At 40.1% G+C, this 25,317-nt stretch carries 24 protein-coding genes and 1 pseudogene; 15 read left to right on the forward strand and 10 right to left on the reverse strand.

What is annotated here, in order from left to right:
- Positions 1-46 precede the first annotated feature (46 nt).
- The 3 genes from ACXVWP_RS04540 to rarD form a co-directional block, all read right to left on the reverse strand.
- Positions 47-1,573 (reverse strand): DHA2 family efflux MFS transporter permease subunit, encoded by a 1,527-nt coding sequence (locus ACXVWP_RS04540; RefSeq protein ID WP_297568230.1) that lies wholly within the window; start codon positions 1,571-1,573, stop codon positions 47-49.
- Between the two features lie 8 nt (positions 1,574-1,581).
- A complete protein-coding gene (locus ACXVWP_RS04545; protein ID WP_128786824.1) occupies positions 1,582-2,751 on the reverse strand; it encodes an EmrA/EmrK family multidrug efflux transporter periplasmic adaptor subunit in 1,170 nt (389 codons plus the stop codon).
- Positions 2,752-2,885: 134 nt separating this feature from the next.
- On the reverse strand, positions 2,886-3,770 hold the full coding sequence (gene rarD / locus ACXVWP_RS04550) for an EamA family transporter RarD (RefSeq protein WP_172622028.1): 885 nt from the start codon (positions 3,768-3,770) through the stop codon (positions 2,886-2,888).
- Positions 3,771-3,893: 123 nt separating this feature from the next.
- Here rarD and ACXVWP_RS04555 point away from each other — a divergent pair, with 123 nt between their 5' ends.
- Positions 3,894-4,352 (forward strand): Lrp/AsnC family transcriptional regulator, encoded by a 459-nt coding sequence (locus ACXVWP_RS04555; RefSeq protein WP_128786822.1) that lies wholly within the window; start codon positions 3,894-3,896, stop codon positions 4,350-4,352.
- 59 nt (positions 4,353-4,411) lie between these two features.
- On the opposite strand, the gene nhaA is transcribed toward ACXVWP_RS04555, so the two are convergent.
- Positions 4,412-5,596 (reverse strand): Na+/H+ antiporter NhaA, encoded by a 1,185-nt coding sequence (gene nhaA, locus ACXVWP_RS04560; RefSeq protein ID WP_128786821.1) that lies wholly within the window; start codon positions 5,594-5,596, stop codon positions 4,412-4,414.
- A 216-nt stretch (positions 5,597-5,812) separates the two neighbouring features.
- On the opposite strand from nhaA, the gene brnQ reads away from it, so the two are divergent.
- Positions 5,813-7,114 carry a branched-chain amino acid transport system II carrier protein gene (gene brnQ / locus ACXVWP_RS04565; protein WP_297568238.1) on the forward strand — a complete coding sequence of 434 codons (1,302 nt, stop codon included), beginning with the start codon at positions 5,813-5,815 and terminating at the stop codon, positions 7,112-7,114.
- 66 nt (positions 7,115-7,180) lie between these two features.
- Here brnQ and rlmB read toward each other — a convergent pair whose 3' ends face one another.
- The 3 genes from rlmB to rpsT form a co-directional block, all read right to left on the reverse strand.
- Positions 7,181-7,921, reverse strand: coding sequence for a 23S rRNA (guanosine(2251)-2'-O)-methyltransferase RlmB (gene rlmB, locus ACXVWP_RS04570; RefSeq protein WP_297568241.1), 741 nt, complete (start codon positions 7,919-7,921; stop codon positions 7,181-7,183).
- A gap of 16 nt (positions 7,922-7,937) precedes the next feature.
- On the reverse strand, positions 7,938-10,283 hold the full coding sequence (gene rnr / locus ACXVWP_RS04575) for a ribonuclease R (RefSeq protein ID WP_369866738.1): 2,346 nt from the start codon (positions 10,281-10,283) through the stop codon (positions 7,938-7,940).
- Positions 10,284-10,447: 164 nt separating this feature from the next.
- Positions 10,448-10,711 carry a 30S ribosomal protein S20 gene (rpsT, locus tag ACXVWP_RS04580; protein WP_005695217.1) on the reverse strand — a complete coding sequence of 88 codons (264 nt, stop codon included), beginning with the start codon at positions 10,709-10,711 and terminating at the stop codon, positions 10,448-10,450.
- Between the two features lie 266 nt (positions 10,712-10,977).
- Between rpsT and murJ the strand changes: the two genes are divergently transcribed.
- The 8 genes and pseudogenes from murJ (at position 10,978) to ACXVWP_RS04620 (ending at position 18,149) form a co-directional block, all read left to right on the forward strand.
- Complete coding sequence (gene murJ / locus ACXVWP_RS04585; protein WP_112082692.1) at positions 10,978-12,552, forward strand: murein biosynthesis integral membrane protein MurJ; 1,575 nt, start codon at positions 10,978-10,980, stop codon at positions 12,550-12,552.
- Positions 12,553-12,598: 46 nt separating this feature from the next.
- Positions 12,599-13,525: a bifunctional riboflavin kinase/FAD synthetase gene (gene ribF, locus ACXVWP_RS04590; RefSeq protein ID WP_297568251.1), complete on the forward strand. Its 927-nt coding sequence runs from the start codon at positions 12,599-12,601 to the stop codon at positions 13,523-13,525.
- A 47-nt stretch (positions 13,526-13,572) separates the two neighbouring features.
- A pseudogene (locus ACXVWP_RS04595) lies at positions 13,573-13,725 on the forward strand (RNA pseudouridine synthase); the annotation flags it as partial.
- Positions 13,726-13,753: 28 nt separating this feature from the next.
- Positions 13,754-14,272 carry a ClbS/DfsB family four-helix bundle protein gene (locus ACXVWP_RS04600; protein WP_112082690.1) on the forward strand — a complete coding sequence of 173 codons (519 nt, stop codon included), beginning with the start codon at positions 13,754-13,756 and terminating at the stop codon, positions 14,270-14,272.
- Between the two features lie 178 nt (positions 14,273-14,450).
- Positions 14,451-14,678, forward strand: coding sequence for a DUF4160 domain-containing protein (locus ACXVWP_RS04605; RefSeq protein ID WP_112082689.1), 228 nt, complete (start codon positions 14,451-14,453; stop codon positions 14,676-14,678).
- Between the two features lies 1 nt (position 14,679).
- Positions 14,680-14,928, forward strand: coding sequence for a DUF2442 domain-containing protein (locus tag ACXVWP_RS04610; protein WP_112082688.1), 249 nt, complete (start codon positions 14,680-14,682; stop codon positions 14,926-14,928).
- A gap of 26 nt (positions 14,929-14,954) precedes the next feature.
- Positions 14,955-17,780: an isoleucine--tRNA ligase gene (gene ileS / locus ACXVWP_RS04615; protein ID WP_369866739.1), complete on the forward strand. Its 2,826-nt coding sequence runs from the start codon at positions 14,955-14,957 to the stop codon at positions 17,778-17,780.
- 294 nt (positions 17,781-18,074) lie between these two features.
- Complete coding sequence (locus tag ACXVWP_RS04620; protein WP_354669545.1) at positions 18,075-18,149, forward strand: IS3 family transposase; 75 nt, start codon at positions 18,075-18,077, stop codon at positions 18,147-18,149.
- A 78-nt stretch (positions 18,150-18,227) separates the two neighbouring features.
- Here ACXVWP_RS04620 and purB read toward each other — a convergent pair whose 3' ends face one another.
- The gene (purB, locus tag ACXVWP_RS04625; protein ID WP_369866740.1) at positions 18,228-19,595 is read right to left on the reverse strand and encodes an adenylosuccinate lyase; all 1,368 of its coding nucleotides are present in this window, start codon (positions 19,593-19,595) and stop codon (positions 18,228-18,230) included.
- 16 nt (positions 19,596-19,611) lie between these two features.
- Entirely contained in the window at positions 19,612-20,235 is a 624-nt protein-coding gene (gene hflD / locus ACXVWP_RS04630; RefSeq protein WP_289902490.1) for a high frequency lysogenization protein HflD, read from the reverse strand.
- Between the two features lie 140 nt (positions 20,236-20,375).
- On the opposite strand from hflD, the gene trpS reads away from it, so the two are divergent.
- The 5 genes from trpS (at position 20,376) to deoD (ending at position 24,745) form a co-directional block, all read left to right on the forward strand.
- On the forward strand, positions 20,376-21,380 hold the full coding sequence (gene trpS / locus ACXVWP_RS04635) for a tryptophan--tRNA ligase (RefSeq protein ID WP_369866741.1): 1,005 nt from the start codon (positions 20,376-20,378) through the stop codon (positions 21,378-21,380).
- A 55-nt stretch (positions 21,381-21,435) separates the two neighbouring features.
- Complete coding sequence (locus tag ACXVWP_RS04640; protein ID WP_065243613.1) at positions 21,436-21,726, forward strand: YfcZ/YiiS family protein; 291 nt, start codon at positions 21,436-21,438, stop codon at positions 21,724-21,726.
- Between the two features lie 32 nt (positions 21,727-21,758).
- Complete coding sequence (locus ACXVWP_RS04645; protein WP_289902492.1) at positions 21,759-22,547, forward strand: 4Fe-4S cluster-binding domain-containing protein; 789 nt, start codon at positions 21,759-21,761, stop codon at positions 22,545-22,547.
- 105 nt (positions 22,548-22,652) lie between these two features.
- On the forward strand, positions 22,653-23,900 hold the full coding sequence (locus tag ACXVWP_RS04650) for a NupC/NupG family nucleoside CNT transporter (protein ID WP_289902493.1): 1,248 nt from the start codon (positions 22,653-22,655) through the stop codon (positions 23,898-23,900).
- A 128-nt stretch (positions 23,901-24,028) separates the two neighbouring features.
- Positions 24,029-24,745 (forward strand): purine-nucleoside phosphorylase, encoded by a 717-nt coding sequence (deoD, locus tag ACXVWP_RS04655; RefSeq protein WP_049362431.1) that lies wholly within the window; start codon positions 24,029-24,031, stop codon positions 24,743-24,745.
- 69 nt (positions 24,746-24,814) lie between these two features.
- Here the strand turns inward: deoD and greB are convergent, their stop codons facing one another.
- Positions 24,815-25,291: a transcription elongation factor GreB gene (greB, locus tag ACXVWP_RS04660; RefSeq protein WP_289902494.1), complete on the reverse strand. Its 477-nt coding sequence runs from the start codon at positions 25,289-25,291 to the stop codon at positions 24,815-24,817.
- Between the last annotated feature and the right edge of the window lie 26 nt (positions 25,292-25,317).

The raw sequence follows: 25,317 nt of genomic DNA on the forward strand, positions 1-25,317 counted from the left end.
CCGCACTTTTGAACATCATCAAAGTGCGGTTATTTTTTGGATGTTTTTAACGCTTGCTACTGAACGGTGGTTTGGCAAACCAAATTACGACAACCAAGGACATAAATGTTATCGCAGAAATTAAGAAGATTTCATTGGCACCCATAATAAAGCCTTGAGCGGTGATTTGTCTAGCAAGATATGATGCCGTTTGTTCTTCGCTTAAACCAAAACTTCCCATCGTTTGGAAGAATTGTTGGGAAATTGGGTTGTATGGATTAATGACTTCCGTAAGTTGCGTGTGATGCACGGCTTCGCGGTTATACCACATAAATGTCGTGAGAGATGTACCTATTGAGCCGGCAAGGGTTCGGAGGAAATTAAATAAGCTCGACGCTGAAGCCATTTTTTCGGGTGGTAAACCTGAAAGGGTAATGGTTGTCAGCGGCATAAAGAAACAAGCAACTGCTAAGCCTTGCACAAATTGCGGTAATGCCACATCCATAAAGGTCATTTCAGGTTCAAAGGTCACAGCTCGCCAATAAAAGGTCAGCGCATAAACCATAAAGCTGATGGTGATTAAAATCCGCATATCAATTTTATTGCCAAATTTCCCGATAATCGGTGCAAGTAGAATCGGCAATAATCCCACTGGTGCAGCCGCAAGCCCCGCCCAGGTGGCGGTATAGTTATAAACCTGTTGGAGCAGAAGCGGGATGAGCACGACCGTTCCTGAATACACCAAGAAAGCAAGACTAGTCGAAACACAACCGACGGTGAAATTTCGGGATTTGAATAAGGAGACATCCACAACTGGATTGTCGTCAGTCAGTTCCCAAATGATTAAGGCGATTAAACCTACTGCAGCGATAATGGTGAGTACCACAATTTCAGTGGAGTTGAACCAATCTAGCTCACGACCTTGATCCAGCATCAATTGCAACGCACCTACACCGAGTGCTAACAAAATAAGCCCAATAGTATTAACTGGTTGATGAGAAATTCTACTTTCTCGGCCTTCTAAAAGTTTCCAACTGATTAAGACAACGGCAAGCCCAATCGGGACGTTGATAAAGAAAATCCAACCCCAATGAATATTATCGCTGATCCAACCGCCTAAAATAGGCCCACAAATCGGGGCGACGACGATCGTCATTGACCAAAATGCCAATGCCATTCCGCGTTTTTCAGGCGGGTAGTTATTTAATAATAAACTTTGAGAAAGGGGGATGATGGGGCCGGCTACCGCACCTTGAAGGACCCGAAAAACGATCAGCATTTCCAAGCTATTCGCAATACCACAAAGCCAAGAGGCTAGCACGAATAATAGCGTTGCGATTAAAAATAACCGCACTTCACCAAAACGTTTTGCCAGCCAGCCTGTAATCGGAATTGAAATCGCATTGGCCACACCAAACGAGGTAATCACCCATGTACCTTGGCTAGACGAGGCACCCAAATCACCTGCGATGGTAGGAATGGCGACATTGGCGATGGTTGAATCCAGCACAAGCATAAAAGTAGCAAGGGAGAGTGCCAATGTCAGGATTGCCAACGCTCCGCCTTGTAGTGGCTTAAAATGAGATTGTGGCATACCAGAACCTAATAGCTATTATTGCGAATAATAGATTCGATCAAATTATTGACCGCACTTTCATCATATTGCAGCACATTCGTAGAATAAAGCGTTGTCGCTGGCGCTTGGTCACGCAAGGTTTCACCTTGGCTATCACTCACATTTACTTTCACTGTGGCAGAAAGACCGATGCGTAATGGGTTTTCAGCCAGTTGTTGCGGATCTAATTGAATACGCACAGGCACACGTTGCACCACTTTGATCCAGTTACCCGTCGCATTTTGAGTGGGTAATAATGAGAATGCATTGCCTGTACCCATTTCGATTCCCACCACTTTTCCATCAAAAGTTTTATCTTTTCCGTAGAGATCGAAGTGAATTTTAACCGGTTGACCAATTCGCATATGAGTTAATTGTGTTTCTTTGAAGTTAGCATCTAACCACATTTGATCGGTAGTCACCACTGCCATTAATGCCCCGCCAACAGAAACCGCTTGCCCGACTTGTGCATTGCGACGAGCCACATAGCCTTTAATTGGACTGCGGATTTTTGTGCGTTCTAAATTCAACCAAGCTTGCTTCAAATTACTGACTGCACTTTGAATTTGCGGTTGTTCACTTAAAGATCCATCTAACAATAAGGCTTGATTTGCGCCAAGCTGATTTTGTGAAATAGTTAAGTTCGCTTTTGCCAGTTCAACAGCTTCTTTCGCATGTTGGAACGATTCTTTATCGATCGCCCCATCTTTGACTAATTGCACACGACGGTTTAAGTTTCCTTGTGCTTGAGCAAGGGTAATTTCATTCGCACGAACGGCCGATTTTAATTGTTTTACGGTGTAATTTAGTTGCGAAACTTGGCGAACCGCATTGGCTAAATTGCTTTTGGCTTGCTCAAAACTCAATTTGGCATTGGTATCATCCAGTTCTAATAACACGTCACCAGCTTGTACGGGATCCATATTATCGACATTAATTTTCGAAATATTCCCCGCTACTTGTGCTGATACCATCACCTGATTACCGCTGACATAGGCATCTTCCGTTTCTTCAAAGCCTTTAATAAAGAAAAACCAATAAGCGGCAGAACCGATCGAAATCAAAAGAAGCAAAAGAATAAAAATAGAAAGCCCTTTTTTACGTTGTTGAGATTTATTATTTGAAGAGTTTTGTGTATCTGTTTGTTGATCGGACATAATGCAAGCCTTATCGGAAAAATGCTGAAGTAAAAAGGCTTCAGTCTATAAAATATGAATGTTTGTTCATTATGAACGTGAATTAGAATTATTTCAAGAATGACCTTACTTTAGCACACAAAGTGCGGTCAAATTTAATGATGTTTTTTCATTAAGCCATTTATTCCAAGCAAAATCAAACTTATCCAAATAGGTACATAAGTGACGTAATCAGATGGGAAAACTGGCGTATTAAGCCAGAATATTGCAATTAAAAAGAGCAAGGTCGGTTCCAGATAACTGAGTACAGAAAATATACTGATGGGAATTTGTTGGCTCGATTTTAAATTGGCAGATAAACCAATTGCACTGACTAAACCTAATGCTGGTAATAAATACCAATATCGACTTTCATTCATCACAAAAGAAAATTGCTGTTCTTGTATGATCAAATAAATAAGGCAGGGAACGGCAATAATACATGTATCTAGCGTGATGCCTTGTAAGGGAGGTATTCTCATTGCTTTACGACTTAAATAATAATAGGGATAGATTAAACATACCCAAAGACTACTCCATGAAAAGGTTTGATTGTGCCACAACTCATGTATCACACCCAACGCCGCAATACATAATGCAATAATTTGAATAACCGAAAGTGTTTCTTTTAGCCAGAATCGACCAAGTAATGCCATGACTAATGGGTATAGAAAATATCCTATTGCGATATTCACTCCCTCACCATTAACGGGTGCCCACATAAATAACCAAAATTGGCTACCCGCATCGAGTGTACCAAGCAAAAACAGCATCCAGCGTTTTTTGTCTTTGCCTAAGATTTCATTGACTAACTTTGATAATGAACGACAACCCAATGTAGGAAAAATAATTAAAAATAGCCCAAATACCATCATCACCATTCGCCAAGCAAATACATCGGTACCATTAAGGGGTTGTAGCCATAAACTGAACAAATACAGTAAGCCAAATAAAAATTGTGAGATGATTCCTAGAAAGATACCTTGAGCCATTTTTATCATTTCCTTACATTGAATAACATAATTATAAAAGTCTGGCGTGGTAAATTTTCTCAATATAGAATAATTTACGATTATTTTTCTCAAGTTTTAGTGTTATTTGGTATTTATTTTCAAGGATAAAAAATGGAACTAGATAAATTAGATCGAGATATTTTGAATATTCTTCAACAAGACGTAACCTTACCATTAAAAGAACTCGCTGAAGAGGTTCATAGCTCGGTGGCAACTTGCCAGCGTCGAATTCAATTACTGACAGAGAAAGGTGTAATTACTAAACAAGTTGCGATCGTATCGCCAAAGGCAGTAGGTAGAGATATTAGTGTTTTTGTGATGGTGGAAATGGATAACCAGCATTCCTGCTTCCAAGAATTATTTGAACGAAAAATGCGCCAAGAAACCGATGTGGTGAGCTGTTATGAGATTTCTGGTGATTATGATTTTATGCTGCTTATTCATGCTGAAAACATGGAAAGTTATCATTCATTTACCCGCCGTGTCCTAACTGGTGAATATCATGTTCGAACTTATAAAAGCTTATTTGTGATGAACTTTACCAAAGCAGAGAGTGGGATCTTATTGTAAGTGTACGAATTCAAGAAAATCCTTTGCTAAACTTAGCAAAGGATTTTTGAGAAGCGCGATTATCTTGGTAATGCTGTTGTTTTTTTCAATGTGATATATCCCAAAATCGCAGAAACAGTAGAACCTAATAAGATGCCTAAGCGAGAAAGGGAATTGATGCTTTCTCCCGCATCCGCATTAAATGCAAGACTTGCTAAGAACATAGACATAGTAAAACCAATACCGCATAAAATGGCTACAGCAAAAATTTGTTTGAAGTTGATGCCTTGTGGAAGTTTTGCAATGCCCAGTTTAACGGAAAGGTAACTGAAACCAAATACGCCGAGAGGCTTTCCTAGAAGTAATCCAAGAGAAATTGCAAGCAATAATGGTGATGTCAGCATGCTGAAATCAATGCCATCAAAGCTTACGCCCGCATTGGCAAAAGCAAATAATGGTAAGATAACAAAGGATGACCAAGGGGCAAGAAGGTGCTCAAAGTCATGTAACGGTGTTTCGCCATTTTTACCTTTTAATGGAATACAAAATCCGATAATAACACCCGCAAGAGTCGCGTGTACGCCTGATTTTAATACCGAAGCCCACAAGATTGTTCCCACTACCATATAGGCACAAAGTGCGGTCACTTTAAAGCGATTTAATGCGATAAGTACAACAATAGCAATTGCAGCAAAGATCAGTGCCTGTACACTCAATCCGTGTGAGAAAAATAGTGCAATGACGACAATCGCACCTAAGTCATCAATAATGGCTAAAGCAAGTAAAAAGATTTTTAATGGGAGCGGTACTTGTTTACTTAATAGTGCCATGATACCAAGTGCAAAGGCAATGTCTGTTGCCATTGGAATTGCCCAACCATCGGCTAAAGTGGGATCTTGTTGAGTAATCAAAACATAAACTAATGCTGGAATAACCATGCCTCCCACCGCTGCAATAGCTGGGAAAATGGCTTGTTGATAGCTTGAAAGAGACCCCTCAAATAACTCTTTTTTGACTTCCATTCCGACTAAAACAAAGAATACAGCCATAAAACCATCATTAATCCAGTGGATTAAAGTTTTATCAATTGAAAAAGATCCGACTTTAATGCTAACAGGTAAATTTAAAAAGTCATTATAGGTTTGATTGAGTGGTGAGTTGGCCAAAAGCATTGCGACCACCGCTGATAAAAGTAATAAAATTCCGCCAGCTGATTCCAATTTGAAAAAACGCTGAATTTGTTGAGTCAAACTCAGTTTATGCATTCATTCTCTCCTAAAAAATAATAAAAAACTAATAAAGTCTAGATACTATCATAAATTGACTGATTTTTGGGAAATGCTATCTGTAAATATTCGTTTAATATAGCACTTTATTTGGCTAAAACGATGATTTTTTTTGCATATTTTTGCTTCCACATTTGGAGTTAATCGTCATTTAGAGTAAAATTCGGCAATTTATTTTGTTTGTCGAGACTACTTATGTTTTCAAAAAAAGACATCATCGTGTTAGGTATGATGATTTTTGCTTTATTTTTAGGTGCAGGAAATATCATTTTTCCTCCGATGGAAGGTTACACCGCTGGTAACCAATGGGCAACAGCCTCCATGGGATTTGTAATAACTGGTGTGTTAATGCCATTTATCACCTTAGTTGTGGTATCGGTATTAGGACGTGGTGAAGAGCTAACAAAGGATTTACCCAAGTGGGCAGGTGTAGCTTTTTTAACCATTCTTTATTTAGTCATCGGTTCAACTTTTGCCATGCCTCGAATTACCAATGTGGCTTATGAAATGGCATGGTTACCATTGGGGCTCGTTGAAGATAGTGCGACGACACGTCTTATCTTCTCTGTGATCTTTAATATTATCGCGATGGGATTCATGATTCGTCCAAGCACAATTATTTCAACGGTGGGTGAAGTGATGACGCCAGCATTGTTGGTATTATTACTTGTTGTTGGGGTTACTGTTTTTGTTTCACCGCTTTCTGATATTGTTGCACCCTCCCAGGCGTATGCTGAGAATTCAGCATTAACCACAGGGTTAATTAGTGGTTATCAAACGATGGATGTACTGGCAGCGATTGCTTTTGGTGGCATTGTTGCACGGGGGTTATCTGCAAAAAATGTAACGAATCCGCAAAAGATTGTTCAATATACCATTTCAGCGGGTTTCGTATCTGTTATTTTATTAGGTTGCTTGTATTTTGCCTTATTTTACTTAGGAGCGACTTCTGATGCCGTGGCACAAGGCGCAACAAATGGCGGACAAATCTTCTCTCGTTATGTGAACAGTTTATTCGGCACGGCGGGAACCTGGATCATGGCGGGTATTATTACTTTAGCAAGTCTAACCACATTAGTGGGCGTAACCAGTGCGTGTGGTGATTACTTCTCCAAGTTTTCGACGCGTTTTTCTTATCCATTTTGGATTATTTTCTTCACAACGATGACAATAATTATTTCACAATATGGCTTAACAAAATTACTCCGAGTGACGATTCCTGCCTTATTGTTGATTTACCCAATGGCGATCATGTTAATGATTTTACAGCTTGTGCGTAATAAATTGCCTTCTATTAGATTGAGCTATTACACCACTATTTTTGTGACGGTTTGTTTTAGTTTAATTGATAGCTTGAAAAACTTGGATATGTTGCCAGAAGGGTTACATCAAATCATGACTAATTTCCCGCTCTATTCACAAGGGCTCGCATGGCTTGTACCTGCATTATGTACTTTAGTGCTTTCCATTATATTTGGGAAAACGAGTTCAAAATAACAAAAATGCCGACAATGATTTGTCGGCATTTTTTATATTAAAGTGCGGTCATTTTTTCACGCGTTTTTAGGCGGCAAGACGTTGTCTCACAATTTCAAATAAACATACGCCAGTCGCAACGGAAACATTCAGAGATGAAACAGAACCCGCCATTGGAATACTAATGAGTTGATCACAATGTTCACGCGTGAGACGACGCATCCCTTCACCTTCGGCTCCCATCACCAAGGCTAGAGAATCCGTGAGTTTACTTTGGTAAATGGTTTCTGTTGCTTCGCCGGCCGTCCCTACTACCCAAATATTATGGTTTTGTTGTAGATCTCGCAAAGTACGCGCTAAGTTAGTGACGCGAATTAATGGCACAGTCTCTGCTGCACCGCAAGCGACTTTACGAGCAATAGAAGTGAGTTGAGCCGATTTATCTTTTGGCACGATGACTGCACTCACACCAGCTGCATCCGCAGTACGTAAACAGGCCCCTAGGTTATGGGGATCCGTCACGCCATCAAGCACCAATAAAAGTGGATTTTGTTTACGAGTAAGAAGTTCATCCAGATCATGTTCATTCAGCTCTTTCGCTTCTTGCACACGCGCAATCACACCTTGATGTACCTCACCATTGGATTTTTTATCTAATGTTTGACGATTTACAAATTGCACCGCAATGCCTAAAGCATATAGCTCATTGAGTAAGGGGTGTAGGCGTTTATCTTCACGGCCTTTCAGCACAAATACTTCAATTAAACGCTCAGGGCTATTTGCTAAAATGCTGTTTACAGCATGGATACCATAGATATTTTCTGACATAGGGTTCTCTTATTTATTATTTCTTCCGTTTTCTCGTCGGCTTCTTAGAAACGTCTTTATTTTTAACCGCTCTTTTACGTTTTTTTGACGCTTTAGGTGGCAGTTCCTTAAAGACTTTTTTTGCTTTTTGTTTCGCCGTTTTGCCCACACGACGTGGTTTTCTGGCACTTTCGACTAAACTGAAATCTACCATTTTTTGTTCTAAATGAACGGCAACTACACGAATTTTTACTTTATCGCCAAGACGGTAGATCATACCACTATTTTCACCGATTAAACGTTGTTTTGCCGTATCAAATTGATAGTAGTCGTTATCTAAAGTGGAAATATGGACTAAGCCGTCAATGAATAAATCATCTAAACGAACGAATAAGCCAAAGCCCGTTACAGATGAGATCACACCACTAAATTCTGCCCCTACGTGATCTTGCATATATTCACATTTCAGCCAATCAGCTACTTCGCGAGTGGCATCATCGGCACGGCGTTCTGTCATCGAGCAGTGATCACCTAATAAATCCATTTCATCAAAAGAATAATGATAGCCTCCAGTATCTGTGGTTTTACGTTTAGCACCTTTTTCTTTTGCTAATAAATATTTAATCCCACGATGAAGGGTTAAATCCGGATAACGACGAATCGGGGAAGTGAAGTGTGCATATTCTTCTAACGCTAAACCAAAGTGGCCGATATTATCCGCATGATAAACCGCTTGGCTTAATGAGCGAAGTAGCATGGTTTGGATAAGCTCGTGATCTGGGCGATCTTTCACTTGCTCTAATAATTTCGCATAATCTTTTGTGGTTGGTTTCATGCCACCTTCAAGGCTTAAACCACATTCACTTAAGAATGCACGGAAAGACGTCAGTTTTTCTTCACTCGGTGTGGCATGAATACGATAGAGTGCAGGCTCTTTATGTTTTTCCATAAAGTTTGCTGCTGCAATATTCGCAAGAATCATGCATTCTTCAATGATTTTGTGAGCATCATTTCGCACAACAGGTTCAATGCGATCAATTCGTCCCATGGCATTGAAAATAAATTTGGTTTCAATGGTTTCAAAATCGATGGCACCACGTTGTTTGCGTGCATTGAGTAATGCTTGATAGAGATGATGCAGTTCTTCTAAATGTGGTACTAGCCCTTGATAACGGGTGCGGAGTTCATCATCACCGTCTAAAATCGCCGCGACTTTCGTATAGGTTAAACGTGCATGAGAGTTCATTACCGCTTCATAAAAACGATAGTCCGTGAGTTTACCTTTAGCAGAAATGTGCATTTCACACACCATACACAAGCGATCAACTTGTGGATTCAGTGAACACAATCCGTTTGATAAAATCTCTGGCAGCATTGGCACAACACGATTTGGGAAGTAAACAGAGTTACCTCGGTTATAAGCTTCAGTATCTAATGCAGAACGTAAACGCACATAATAGCTGACATCGGCAATTGCTACCCAAAGCTTCCAACCTTTACCGCTTTTTTCGCAATATACGGCATCATCAAAATCACGTGCATCTTCGCCATCAATGGTCACCAGTGGCAGATTGCGTAAATCCACACGACCTTTTTTGGCTTCTTCAGGCACTTCTTCCGTGAATTTTTTAACGTATTTTTCGACCGCACTTGGGAATTGGTGAGGAATGTCATGATTACGAAGGGCGATCTCCACTTCCATTCCTTTTGCCATATTGTCACCCAGAATTTCGGTGATGATGCCAACAGGTTGAGTAAAGGAGGCAGAACGTTCCTGCAATTCAACCACAACAACTTGCCCCATTCGTGCACCATTGCGGTGTTCATTAGGGACTAAGATATCTCGTCCGATACGACTGTCATCAGGCACCACATAGCTAAAGCCATTTTCTAAGAAGAAACGGCCGACAATTTGTTTTTTACGACTTTCAAGTACGCGAACAATACGGACTTCGCGACGACCACGGCGATCTAAGCCTGCAGGTTGCGCTAACACAAAATCACCGTGCATTACACGTTGCATTTGGTGATTAGGAATAAAGAGATCCTCTTTTTTGCCTTCGACTTGTAAAAAACCATAGCCTTCACGATGGCCGATGACCATGCCTTTGAATAAATCTAATTTTTCAGGCAAGGCATAGCGTTTACGTTTAGTAAAAACTAACTGTCCATCATTCTCCATGGCACGCAAGCGACGACGCATGGCTTCTTGTTGTTCGTCACTTTTAATTGAAAGTGCGGTCAAAATTTCTTCCCGACTCATCGGGGTATTATTTTCACGAATAATTTGCAGAATGTAGTCTCTGCTTGGGATCGGATTACCATATTTGGCTAATTCTTTTTGATAATTCGGATCCGCTTTTTTAAAAGATTTTTTGGTCATTTATTATAGTTTATTTTATGATTAATTTTTTAAGTTGTGGGGGTAGTTTACAGGTTAAAGGGGGGAATGCAAGCTCGTTATAGGGCGTTTGTGGCAGGACGGTTTACGGCAAACAAAAACCGCACTAAAGTGCGGTTTATTTTTAAGCTGTTTTAATGCTTTAATTACGCTAATTTTTTGATTTGAGCAGCTAATTTAGCTTTGTGGTTTGCTGCTTTGTTAGCGTGGATTAAGCCTTTAGAAGCCATACGGTCAACAACTTTTTGCATTTCAACGAATGCTGCTTCAGCTGCTGCTTTTTCACCTGCTGCTACTTGAGCATATACTTTTTTGATGTAAGTACGCATCATAGAGCGTTGGCTTGCGTTGTGTTGGCGGCGTTTTTCAGATTGAACCGCGCGTTTTTTTGCTGACTTGATATTAGCCAAGGTCAAACTCCTAAAATTTCTGTTGATTGATAGACAAAATAAAAGGCGTTAATTTGCCGATTTTGTATGTTTTTGTCAATGAAAAATTTGTGTTGATTTCGGTGAGACACAACCGAAAGTAAGCATCGTTATTTTTACAAGCTCTTTCAATATGGGCTCACACAAACGATGTGTGGCGGATTTTATCAGTTTTTTTGTTGAGAATATAGCGTAAAAATAAAATTTCTATACAATTAAGCAAAAATTTTAGGCTTGAGAAGAATATTTTGAGTAAACGACTTTTAAAATCTAGCATTGTTGTTAGTTCTATGACTTTATTATCAAGAGTGTTAGGTCTTGTTCGCGATGTAGTTATCGCGCATCTTATTGGTGCAGGTGCAACAGCAGACGTTTTTTTATTTGCTAATCGTATCCCAAATTTTCTTCGTCGTTTATTTGCTGAGGGGGCTTTTTCACAGGCTTTTGTCCCTGTTCTCGCAGAATATCAAAAATCTGGCGATATGAATAAAACCCGTGAATTTATTGGAAAAGTTTCTGGTACGCTTGGGGGATTGGTGAGTATTGTTACGATCCTTGCGATGGTTGGATCGCCTGTCGTTGCCGCTTTATTTGGGATGGGCTGGTTTACCGATTGGATGAATGATGGCCCTGATGCACATAAATTTGAACAAGCCTCTCTTCTTCTTAAAATAACTTTTCCTTATTTATGGTTTGTTACTTTTGTGGCATTTTCTGGTGCTGTGCTTAACACGATTGGAAAATTCGGCGTGATGTCCTTTTCACCCGTGTTATTAAATATAGCGATGATTGCCACCGCACTTTTCCTTGCACCACAAATGGATAACCCAGATCTTGCACTGGCTATCGGGATTTTTCTTGGCGGATTATTACAGTTCTTATTCCAAATTCCATTTATGAAACAAGCTGGTTTACTGGTGAAACCCAAATGGGCTTGGCGGGATGAAGGCGTAACCAAAATTCGTAAATTAATGATCCCTGCGTTATTTGGTGTATCGGTAAGTCAAATTAATCTTTTGCTGGATACAGTGATTGCGAGCTTCTTAATGACGGGCTCTATTAGCTGGTTGTATTATTCCGACCGCTTACTGGAATTTCCTCTCGGTTTATTTGGCATTGCGATTTCTACCGTAATTTTACCAACGCTTGCTCGCCACCACGTTAATCGTGAAGGCGATTCAGCAAAAAGTGCGGTTGATTTTCATAATACAATGGATTGGGGCGTGCGAATGATTTTATTACTTGGCGTTCCAGCCGCCATTGGCATTGCTGTATTGGCTCAGCCAATGTTACTTACGCTCTTTATGCGTGGAAATTTCATGCTAAATGATGTTTATGCCGCCTCTTATTCTTTATGGGCGTTTAATGCGGGTTTGCTTAGCTTTATGTTGATTAAAATCCTCGCCAATGGCTATTACGCTCGCCAAGATACCAAAACGCCAGTAAAAATTGGCATTATTGCCATGGTGAGTAATATGGGCTTTAACCTATTGGCAATTCCTTTCAGTTATGTGGGTTTAGCCATTGCTTCAGCGATGTCCGCAACTCTTAACGCCTATTTGCTCTATCGCGGCTTAGCCAAAGCGGATGTGTACCATTTTTCACGTAAAAGTGCGGTCTTTTTTGTCAAAGTTTTATTAGCTGCAATCGCAATGGGTGCGGCAGTTTGGTATTACGTGCCTGAAATCAACCAATGGGCGAAAATGGATTTCTTTATGCGTGTTTATTGGCTTGTTTGGTTGATTGTCTTAGCCGCGATAGTTTATGGTGCAACGTTGATTTTATTAGGCGTTCGCAAGCACCATTTGCTGACAAAAAACTAACTTCTCGCTATAATGCCGAAATTCTCTTATTTTCATGGATAAGGACATGCAATTAATTCGTGGGCTTCATAATGCAAATCGTGTTTTACAAGGTTGTGCGCTAACGATCGGCAACTTTGATGGCGTGCATTTAGGGCATCAAACCGTCCTTCGCCATTTGCGTCAAAAAGCTGACGAATTAAATTTACCCATGGCGGTATTGTTATTTGAATCACAGCCGCGTGAATATTTTATGGGGAAAAATGCACCAGCCCGTTTAATGCGTTTGCGTGACAAAATTTATTATCTCGAAAAGGCTAAGGTTGATGTCGTAATTGTGGCGAAATTTGACCGCACTTTTGCCGAACAGCCAGCCGATGTTTTTATTGAACAAACGCTTGTTAATCATCTACATGTGAAATTTTTAAGCATTGGCGATGATTTCAAATTCGGCTCAAAACGCCAAGGTAATTTTGCCATGTTGCAAGCAGCTAGTAAGCGTTTTGGTTTTATTGTTGAAGATAACCGTAGCTTTTGTCTAGATGAACAGAGAATTAGTAGCACGGCAATTCGCGAAGCGTTAGCGAATGATGACTTACAACTTGCAGAAAATTTACTCGGTAAACCTTATCGTATTTTCGGGCGTGTGATTCATGGAAATAAATTAGGCAGAACAATAGGATTTCCAACGGCCAATATTCGTTTGCATAGACAAGTAAATCCAATCAAAGGCGTTTATGCCGTAAAAGTGCGGTTAAAATCGGGGGAGATTTTTAACGGCGTGGCAAACATGGGAAAACGCCCAACTATAAATGGATTAATGCAATTATTAGAAGTCCATTTATTTGATTTTTCTCAGAATATTTATGGCCAAATGGTGGAAGTGGAATTCTGCCACAAGATTAGAAACGAGATTAAATTCCCCTCTTTTGATGATTTGAAAGTGCAAATTGAGAAAGACGTAGAAACTGCGAAAGGCTTTTTTAAAGGGTAGATATGCCAGTTATTTTACGTTTTAGAGGCTATGTTTTTTTCTTTTACTCTGCAGAAATAGACTGCACTTATTTACATGCTTATCGTTTACAATTTGACTATCAAGGACAGGTGTTTGATATTCAATCATTGCCAAGGTGCGGTCAATTTTTTGAGAGAATCCCGTTAGCAGAGTTATTAGTGGCGTCGGCTAAAGAGTAAGGTGTTATTGATACACGAGGAGATTTTTATGCGTCATTATACGAGTAAAACGGCTTTAAAAAATGCGATACAACAAACGTATGAGAAATATTTGTCAGAATTTGAAACCATTCCGGAAGATTTAAAAGAGACAGTATGTACAGAGGTTGAGCGAACACCTGTGCAAAACTTAGCTTATCAAGTTGGTTGGACAAGTTTATTGATCAGCTGGGAACAAGATGAACGAAAGGGATTGCTTGTTAAAACCCCTTCTGAACACTTCAAGTGGAATCAATTAAGTGAACTTTATCAATGGTTTAATCAAACTTATGCACATTTGTCCTTAGCCGAATTAAAAAGTCGATTAGCACATAATATAGAAACAATTTATTATCTAATTGATACCATGAGTGATGAAGTGCTTTTTTCCCAACATCAACGAAAGTGGGCGGATAATGCCACTAAAAATGCCAAATGGACAGTATCTCAATTTATTCATGTGAATACGGTTGCCCCCTTTACGAGCTTTAGAACAAAAATAAGAAAATGGAAGAAACACTGTTTATAATGACACGATGGTATTAATGCCAATTTCCTTTCTTTCTTATCACTTCACTAAAGGTTAAAGCCTAATGGACTTGACCATCATTAAAACACAAAAAACACCAATAAAAACGTGATTTTTAAGGCACTTAGTATTATCATTAACAGTATTTTTCACAGCATAATTGAATTTAGAGGAAGGCATGCAAAACCTAGAACAAATTACCGAACAAGCATTGGATGCAATTGCCCGTAATGAAGGAAATCCTCTTGAACCTGCGCATATTCATGTGTGCAATGCGGAGTCTGAAGCAAAATTTTGGTTGGAACCCAATATTTCTTTAGCAAGAAACGATGGATTTAATTCAAAAGAATTAAAAGAAATTTTTGTTATTGTTGAAACACATAGAATGCAATTCACGGAGGCGTGATATGACTATTTCAGCTAAAAGCATTCGCTTTGATGAAAACACTATGTGGGTGGAGTTAAATGATGCACGTATTTTAGGTGTACCCTTGGTGTGGTTTCCGAAATTATTACATGCAACCCAAAGTGAATTGGAAAACTATGAACTGAGCCGTAGAGGCATTCATTGGGATTGTCTTGATGAAGATATCTCTATCGGTGGTTTACTTGCGGGACGTGGAGATGTCACACATAAACCACAAAAAGTTGCTTAAATTTAATTTAAAAATTGGAAAATAACATGACAGTTGATTACAAAAACACGTTAAATTTACCTGAAACAGGTTTCCCTATGCGTGGCGATTTAGCCAAACGCGAACCTGTAATGTTAAAAAATTGGTATGACAAACAGTTGTATCAAAAAATCCGCCAAGCGACGAAAGGTAAAAAATCCTTTATTTTGCACGATGGCCCTCCGTATGCGAACGGCAATATTCATATCGGTCACGCCGTTAATAAAATTCTGAAAGATATTATTGTTAAATCTAAAACTGCATTAGGTTTTGACTCGCCTTATATCCCAGGTTGGGACTGTCATGGCTTGCCAATTGAATTAAAAGTAGAAGGTTTAGTGGGCAAACCAAACGAGAAAATTACGGCAGCTGAATTCCGTCAAAAATGTCGTGAATATGCCGCAGAACAAGTAGAAGGGCAGAAAAAAGACTTTATCCGTTTAGGTGTGTTGGGCGATTGGGATAATCCTTATTTAACGATGAACTTCGACACCGAAGCAAACATCATCCGTACACTCGGTAAAGTGATTGCGAATGGCCACTTATACAAAGGTTCAAAACCAGTGCACTGGTGTTTGGATTGTGGCTCTTCTTTAGCAGAAGCAGAAGTGGAATATGAAGACAAAGTTTCTCCGTCTATCTATGTTCGTTTCCCAGCAGTAAGTGCGGTTGAAATTGAAGAGAAATTTAACGCAGTAGGCAAAGGCTATGGCAAATTATCTGCGGTGATTTGGACAACCACACCTTGGACAATGCCATCTAACCGTGCGATTGCGGTAAATGCAGACTTAGAATACAACTTAGTACAGCTTGGCGATGAGCGCGTGATCTTAGCCGCTGAATTAGTGGAGTCTGTGGCGAAAGCCGTGGGCGTAGAACAAGTTGAAATTTTAGGTTCAGTAAAAGGTCAAGCACTTGAGTTAGTACGCTTTAACCATCCGTTCTATGATTTCACGGTGCCAGTGATTTTAGGTGATCACGTGACCACTGATGGTGGTACGGGTTTAGTACATACCGCACCAGATCACGGTTTAGACGACTTTGTCGTGGGTAAACAATATGATTTACCGATGGCGGGTCTTGTATCTAATGACGGTAAATTTATTTCAACAACTGAATTCTTTGCAGGCAAAGGTGTATTTGAAGCCAATCCATTGGTTGTTGAAAAATTACAAGAAGTGGGCAACTTATTAAAAGTTGAGAAAATCAAACACAGCTACCCACACTGCTGGCGTCACAAAACCCCGATTATTTTCCGTGCGACTCCGCAATGGTTTATCGGCATGGAAACACAGGGTTTACGCCAACAAGCATTAGGCGAAATCAAACAAGTTCGCTGGATTCCAGATTGGGGTCAAGCACGTATCGAGAAAATGGTTGAAAACCGCCCTGACTGGTGTATTTCCCGTCAACGTACTTGGGGCGTGCCGATGACCTTATTCGTGCACAAAGAAACCGAAGAACTTCATCCGCGTACCTTAGAGTTACTTGAAGAAGTGGCGAAACGTGTAGAGAAAGCCGGTATTCAAGCATGGTGGGATTTAGACGAAAAAGAATTATTAGGTGCGGATGCAGAAACCTATCGAAAAGTGCCTGATACTCTTGACGTGTGGTTTGACTCAGGATCAACCTATTCTTCTGTTGTGGCGAATCGTCCAGAATTTAACGGTCACGATATCGATATGTATTTAGAAGGTTCTGATCAACACCGTGGTTGGTTTATGTCTTCTTTAATGCTTTCTACGGCAACAGACAGCAAAGCACCATACAAACAAGTATTAACCCATGGTTTCACCGTGGATGGTCAAGGCCGTAAGATGTCAAAATCTATCGGTAACATCGTGACACCACAAGAAGTCATGGATAAATTTGGTGGTGACATTTTACGTTTATGGGTGGCATCTACCGACTATACCGGTGAAATGACCGTTTCTGATGAGATCTTAAAACGTGCAGCGGATAGCTATCGTCGAATTCGTAACACCGCACGTTTCTTATTAGCGAACTTAAATGGTTTTGATCCGCAACGTGATGCGGTTAAACCGGAAGACATGATTAGCTTGGATCGTTGGGCGGTAGCTTGTGCCTTAGATGCACAAAAAGAAATTAAAGACGCGTACGATAACTACCAATTCCACACAGTAGTACAACGTTTAATGCGTTTCTGTTCTGTGGAGATGGGCTCGTTCTACCTTGATATTATTAAAGACCGCCAATATACCACCAAAGCAGACAGCCTTGCGCGTCGTAGCTGCCAAACAGCGTTATGGCACATTGCAGAAGCTTTAGTGCGTTGGATGGCACCAATCCTGTCATTCACAGCAGATGAAATTTGGGGTTACTTACCACAAACCGCGACTGCACGTGCAGAATTCGTCTTTACTGAAGAATTCTATGAAGGCTTATTTGGCTTAGGTGAGAATGAAAAATTAGATGATGCTTACTGGCAACAGCTGATTAAAGTTCGTTCTGAAGTGAACCGTGTATTAGAAATCGCGCGTAACGATAAAGTGATCGGTGGTGGTTTAGAAGCAGAAGTAACGGTTTATGCTAACGATGAATATCGTGCATTGTTAGAACAATTAGGCAATGAATTACGTTTCGTGTTAATTACCTCAAAAGCAGAAGTGAAAGCATTAGCAGACAAACCTGCGGATGTGGCTGTGGGTGAGTTAGAGGGAATTGCGGTAAGCGTAGCACGTTCTAACGGTGAAAAATGCCCACGTTGTTGGCATTATTCTGACAAAATCGGCGTGAATCCTGAACATCCTACACTTTGTCCACGTTGTGTGGAAAACGTAGCGGGTAACGGCGAAGTACGTCAGTTCGCATAAGCTTAATCTCATAAAGAAAAAGTGCGGTGAAATTGATCTGCACCCCAACAGTTGGACTAAACAACCAACAATTGAGGTGCAGATTTTTTATGGGTAAACACAACACAATAGCATTTAAATTACAGGTTCTTCAACCTATCCTAAAAGGAAAAATGAGCATTCGAGAAGCCGTTCCTTTTACAATATCCAGATTAAAGCAAAGCACCCTAATTATGGTTACCGATGGGTTTACGCTTGTTTACCAGGTATCAATTATAAGAAAATCCAACGTTTAATACCGAAGCAAGGGATCATTTGAATCATCGACGGATTCAACTAAAATTAAAAGGATTGAGTCCGATACAATATCGAAAACAATCCTTTAAATAACAGTCCAACTTTTTGAGGTCAGTTCAAAATGACCGCACTTTGATTTTTTAAAGGCATTATAAAACGCCCTTTTATTTCTTAAAGTTTTTCTACTAACTCAATGGCTGCACCGATGTAGGTGGCAGGGGTGAGTTGTTGTAAACGTGCTTTTTCATCAGCTGGAATATCCAGTTTTTCGATGAATTCACGCATTGCTTTTTCATCAACGCGTTTACCACGAGTGAGTTCTTTTAATTTTTCGTATGGTTTTTCAATACCATAGCGACGCATCACCGTTTGAATTGGCTCAGCTAAAACTTCCCAGTTTTGGTTGAGTTCATCACGGAGATGTTGTTCGTTCACTTCTAATTTGCTGATACCTTTACGGGTTGAAGCATACGCAATTAAACAATAACCTAAACCCACACCTAAGTTACGCAATACAGTAGAGTCGGTTAAATCACGTTGCCAGCGAGAAATCGGTAATTTTTGACCAAGGTGAGTCATCACAGCATTGGCTAAACCTAAGTTACCTTCTGAGTTTTCGAAGTCAATTGGATTCACTTTGTGTGGCATGGTAGATGAACCAATTTCACCCGCGATAGTGCGTTGTTTAAAGTGATTTAATGCAATGTAGCCCCATAAATCACGGTCGAAGTCGATGATGATGGTATTAAAACGTACCACGGCATCAAAGTATTCAGCAATGTAATCGTGAGGTTCAATTTGCGTGGTGTATGGGTTCCAATCTAAACCTAATGAGGTGACAAACTCTTCGCTAAATTTGTGCCAGTTGATATTTGGATAAGCCGATAAATGCGCATTGTAGTTACCCACAGCACCATTAATTTTCCCTAAGATTTCATTTTGTTGGAGTTGTTTGAATTGGCGTTTTAAACGGTAAACCACGTTCGCCATTTCTTTACCCACAGTACTTGGTGAGGCAGGTTGGCCGTGTGTACGAGAAAGTAATGGAATGGTTTTGTATTCGTTCGCTAAACAGGTGATTTCATCAATCAGTTTTTGCCATTCAGGTAAGAGGACTTCTTCACGTGCTGTTTTTAACATTAAAGCGTGAGAAAGGTTATTAATGTCTTCAGAGGTACAAGCAAAGTGAATAAATTCAGAGACTTTGGCTAACTCTGGTAAGGCTTCACTTTTTTCTTTTAAGAAATACTCAACCGCTTTTACGTCATGATTCGTGGTGCGCTCAATTTCTTTGATACGTTCAGCATCTTGAAGACTGAATTCTTCCACAATTTTATTAAGGTAATCGTTTGCTTCTTTAGATAAAGAAGAAACTTCTTGGATTTCAGCGGTCGCCGCCAATTTTTGTAACCAACGTACTTCCACGGTGACACGGAATTTGAGCAAGCCAAATTCACTGAAAATACCACGTAATGCGGTGGCTTTATCTTGATAACGACCGTCAATCGGGGAAAGAGCGGTTAATGCGGAAAGTTGCATAAGAGTTCTCCAAGGATTAATTTAAAGTTGAGTAGAGTTGTCGTGCCGCTTGCACTAATTTTTTACGATGAAACAACAGTTGCCATTTGCTGCCACCGACCTGACGCCACAAGACGGCAGAGCGAATGCCGGCTAGCAAACACGCACGAATTTTGTCTTGCACATTTTGTTGCTGTAAATGATATGCCGAACCAATAATATGAATGCGTTTGCCTAAAGGGCTAATTGTATCGACATAAATGTTTGCCATGATTGAAAACATCTCATCATCAAATTGATTGTTGTGATAAGAAAGTTGTTCTGGTAAACGAGCAATACGGCGACCAAGTTCTTGTTTGATTTCAGGTTGCTTGTTTAATTTGCTCTCTAACGCTAACAGGCTGCCCCAATAATTCAACAAATTTTTGTCGTTTAATTGAGTGAGTTGCTCGATAAGTGTGTTTAATCCCACTTTAAGATGTTGAACATCACCGCCAAATACGGCTAATGTATTTTCAGGTTGAGTGATGAGAAGAGAATGAATGGTAGTTTGGAATGCATCTTGATGATCAACTTCGCCTTTTTGTGCTAATTGACTGATTAATAAGACAGATTGACAAACACCGGCAAGTGCCAGAGCCATATCATTATAATTTTTCATTGGGACTATAGATTGTAAGCTGTAGAAATTTTGGGCGTAATATAGCATTTTTACACATTGTTTTGAACTCAATCATTAAAAAACGCCCTATCTTTTGTTATCATAGCGCCAATTCAGTTTACAGAATGAAAGGATAACCAATGACAAAACCAATTGTATTCAGTGGCGTGCAGCCTTCCGGCGAATTAACTATCGGGAATTATTTAGGCGCACTTCGCAACTGGGTGAAAATGCAAGAAGATTATGAGTGTATTTTCTGCGTGGTGGATTTACACGCCATCACTGTACGTCAAGATTCTGCAGCACTTCGCAAAGCCACGCTTGATGTACTTGCCCTTTACTTGGCTTGTGGCATTGATCCGAATAAAAGCACGATCTTCGTACAATCTCATGTACCAGAGCATACTCAACTAAGCTGGGTGTTGAACTGTTATACCTATTTCGGCGAGATGAGCCGTATGACTCAATTCAAAGATAAATCAGCACGTTATGCCGAAAATATTAACGTGGGTTTATTTGATTATCCAGTTTTAATGGCGGCAGATATCTTACTTTACCAAGCGAAAAGCGTACCGGTAGGGGATGACCAAAAACAACATTTAGAAATCACCCGTGATATTGCGGCTCGTTTTAATGCCCTTTACGGTGATATTTTCACGATCCCTGAAATCTTCTTAGGCAAAGCAGGCGCGCGTATTATGTCTTTGCAAGATCCTGACAAAAAAATGTCAAAATCAGATGATAACCGTAATAACGTGGTGACCTTGCTTGAAGATCCAAAATCGGTAGCGAAAAAAATCAAACGTGCGGTAACAGATTCTGATGAGCCACCTGTTGTACGTTATGATGTGCAAAATAAAGCTGGCGTATCTAACTTATTAGATATTCTTTCTGCAGTAACCGATAAATCCGTGGCAGAGCTTGAAAAAGAATTTGAAGGCAAAATGTACGGCCACTTAAAAACAGCGGTGGCTGACGAAGTGTCAAACTTACTTGCCGGTTTACAAGAACGTTTCTATCAATATCGTAACGATGAAGCACTTTTAGACGAAATTTTACGTCAAGGTGCGGAAAAAGCCCGTGTAAGAGCAAAAGCAACCCTTGACAAAGTGTACGAAGCTGTAGGCTTTGTTGCAGTAAAATAATTTTAAACTTAATAAGCCGTGTTATGTCACGGCTTTTTTAGATAAGGAGAAAAATATGGCTATTCAAACTGAAAAACCAATTGAATGTGTAGGTTGTAATACTTTCGATATGAAATCATTGTTTGATAACAGCGATTGTAGTTTACCTATCGAACAGTTTTACGCCACTCGTCAAGATGCGGAAGGTGCATTGGAATATTTCACGTTAAAAGCGCGTGATATCGAAAGTGAGCCTTGCCAAATTCAGTCTGAAATTCAACAGGTTGAAGAAGGATATGTGCTTAAAGCGGTTTTCACATTTTGCTGCCAAGCGGAATTAGTGATTTTCCAAATGAAACTTTCGTAAGTGATGACTTACTCTAGAAAACAGCGTTTTTTGTGACTGCACTTTCTGATATTTATGTTCCCCTGCATCGTATTATTCCTTTTTCTAATGTAGAAGGGCAGGGGAATCGTACCAGTATTTTCTTACAAGGCTGTAAGCTAAACTGCCTTTATTGCCATAATCCAGAAACGATTCCTCGTTATGCCGAAGGGGCTAATCAAGTCAGTTTACAATATTTGTATGAACAAGTGATGGAGGCTGTGCCTTTCATTCGTGGTGTGACGGTTTCAGGCGGAGAACCCACCATTCACCACAAAAAGCTCGTTCCATTGTTTCAAAAACTACGTGAGGAAGGGCTAACTTGCTATTTAGATAGCAGTGGTTTCTTTGAGTTTGAAGCAATTCGACCTTTAATTGATGTGACAGACAAATTTCTCTTTGACCTGAAAGGAGAAGGGCTTGGCTTACAAAGTTTGTGCTTTGATAGACAAAATCGCCAAGGCATTGTCCCTCAAAACATCATTCCTACTCATCAACATATCAAGCAAGAAAATTTAGATCGCAATTTGAAGAACTTGGCACAATTATTGCCATTAAATAAAGTGGAAGAAGTGCGATTAGTTTATGTGGCAAATTTTTTTGATGTAGAAAAGTTGGTGGAAAAAGTCGCTTCCTTATTGAAAAATTATCCGGATGTTTTGTTCAAAATTATCCGAATGCACACAAAAGGTGCGCGAGACGCCGAAGGACTCACCCCTTATGTTCCAACCGTTGAACAGACACAAGCGCTTGAAAAATATGCAAAATTTTGTGGCTTGACCAAAATTGTGACCATTTTATAAGCAAACATATCGAAAAGTATCAAAAATATTCCAACTTTTTACTGAAAAACAAGTAAAATGGGATAATTTTATTCACTTACTTATAGAACCAATCTAGAGGGAAAAATGGGCATTTTAAGTAGCATTTTAGGCATTGTCGTATTACTGATCATTGCCGTCTTATTTTCTAATAATCGTAAGGCGATTAATTTACGCACTGTATTAGGGGCTTTGGCGATCCAAATCGGATTTGCGGCCCTTATTTTGTATGTACCGTTTGGCCGTGATGCATTACAAGCGACAGCAAATGGAGTGTCAAATGTTATTGCCTATGGTAATGAAGGGATTAACTTCATCTTTGGTGGACTAGCAGATCCTTCAAATGTCGGCTTTATCTTTGCGGTGAAAGTGTTACCAATCATCGTCTTTTTCTCCGGTTTAATTTCTGTGCTTTATTACTTAGGCATTATGCAAGTTGTCATCAAAGTGATTGGCGGTGCATTGCAAGCCGCATTGGGCACATCTAAAGCAGAATCAATGTCTGCAGCAGCGAATATTTTCGTTGGCCAAACTGAAGCACCGTTAGTGGTTCGTCCTTACATTAAAAACATGACCCAATCTGAATTGTTCGCTATTATGGCGGGTGGTACAGCTTCTATCGCGGGTTCAGTGATGGCGGGTTATGCAGGAATGGGCGTGCCGTTGACTTACTTAATTGCCGCCTCTTTCATGGCTGCACCAGCAGGTTTATTATTTGCGAAAATTTTATTCCCACAAACTGAACAATTTACCGATAAACAACCTGAAACGGATGATAGCGAAAAACCGACTAACGTGCTTGAAGCAATGGCAGGCGGTGCGAGTGCCGGTATGCAATTAGCGTTAAACGTAGGTGCGATGTTAATCGCTTTCGTGGGTTTAATCGCTTTAATTAATGGTATCTTAGGTGGCGTAGGCGGTTGGTTCGGTTACGGTGATTTAACGTTACAATCAATCTTTGGTTGGATCTTCAAACCATTAGCCTACTTAATCGGTGTATCTTGGGATGAATCTGCAATTGCGGGTCAAATGATTGGTATGAAATTAGCCGTGAACGAATTCGTAGGTTACTTAGAGTTCGCGAAATATTTACAACCAGATACAGCGGTAGTATTAAGTGAAAAAACCAAAGCCATCATTACTTTCGCATTATGTGGTTTCGCTAACTTCAGCTCTATCGCAATCTTAATCGGTGGTATCGGTGGTATGGCACCAAATCGTCGTGGTGATGTGGCTCGCTTAGGTTTAAAAGCAGTTGTTGCAGGTACATTAGCTAACTTAATGAGTGCAACTATCGCAGGTTTATTCATCGAGTTAAGCGGCGTAGCAATGTAATTAAACTGTGGTGAAATTTGACCGCACTTTATCTCTCAACACCACGAATTGTTCGTGGTGTTGTACTTTAAAGCAGGCGAAAACGTTTGCTTAAATGATTTTTTATTTATCAATAAGAGGAAAAAACAATGACTCCACATATTAACGCTCCTGAAGGCGCATTTGCAGATGTTGTATTAATGCCAGGCGATCCGCTTCGTGCAAAATATATTGCGGAAACATTCTTAGAAGATGCGAAAGAAGTGACTAACGTTCGCAATATGTTGGGTTATACCGGTACTTATAAAGGTCGTCGTATCTCTGTTATGGGTCACGGTATGGGTATCCCATCTTGCTCAATTTATGCGAAAGAATTAATTACTGAATACGGTGTGAAGAAAATCATCCGTGTTGGTTCTTGTGGCGCTGTACGTATGGATGTTAAAGTACGTGATGTCATCATCGGCCTTGGTGCATGTACCGATTCAAAAGTAAACCGTATTCGTTTCAAAGATAACGATTTTGCTGCAATTGCTGATTTTGATATGGCACAAGCTGCGGTTCAAGCAGCAAAAGAAAAAGGTAAACAAGTTCGCGTAGGGAATCTCTTCTCTGCAGACTTATTCTACACGCCAGATTTCGACATGTTTGATGTGATGGAAAAATACGGCATCTTAGGCGTAGAAATGGAAGCAGCCGGTATCTATGGTGTAGCTGCAGAATATGGTGCAAAAGCACTTTGTATTTGTACCGTTTCAGATCATATTCGTACACACGAGCAAACCACTGCAGAAGAACGTCAATTAACCTTCAATGATATGATTGAGATTGCGTTAGAATCTGTATTAATTGGTGATAACGCATAATCTGTCTGATTGATAGAATAAAAAGTGCGGTCAAGTTTGATCTGACCGCTCTTTTGTTTTCTATGCTTACTATTTCTCATACCAAATTCGGTTCACATAGAGCACGACTTTGCCAGAGGGGGTCTCAACATGGATTTCAGCATCAACGCCTTTCCCAATTAAAGCACGCGCGACGGGAGAATCAATGGAGATCCAGTTTTTAGCAGGATCGAATTCATCGCAGCCGACAAGGCGATATTGCTTCACTTCGCCTTCTTCATCTTCTAGCTCAACCCACGCACCGAAAAATACTTTGCCTTCTTGTTTCGGATGGTAATCCACGATTTGTAGCACTTCTAAGCGTTTGGAAAGAAAACGCACGCGGCGATCAATTTCACGTAAGCGACGTTTGCCATAAATATATTCCGCGTTTTCACTGCGGTCACCAAGCGCGGCGGCATCTGAAACGGCTTGTGTGACTTTAGGGCGTTCTTCTTTCCATAAAAATTTAAGTTCTTGGTCAAGTGCAAGCCAGCCTTGACGAGTAATGTAATTTGATTTTGCCATAATGAAAATAAAAGAAATTTTTTTGA

This window comes from Haemophilus sp. SZY H56, from assembly GCF_054332415.1.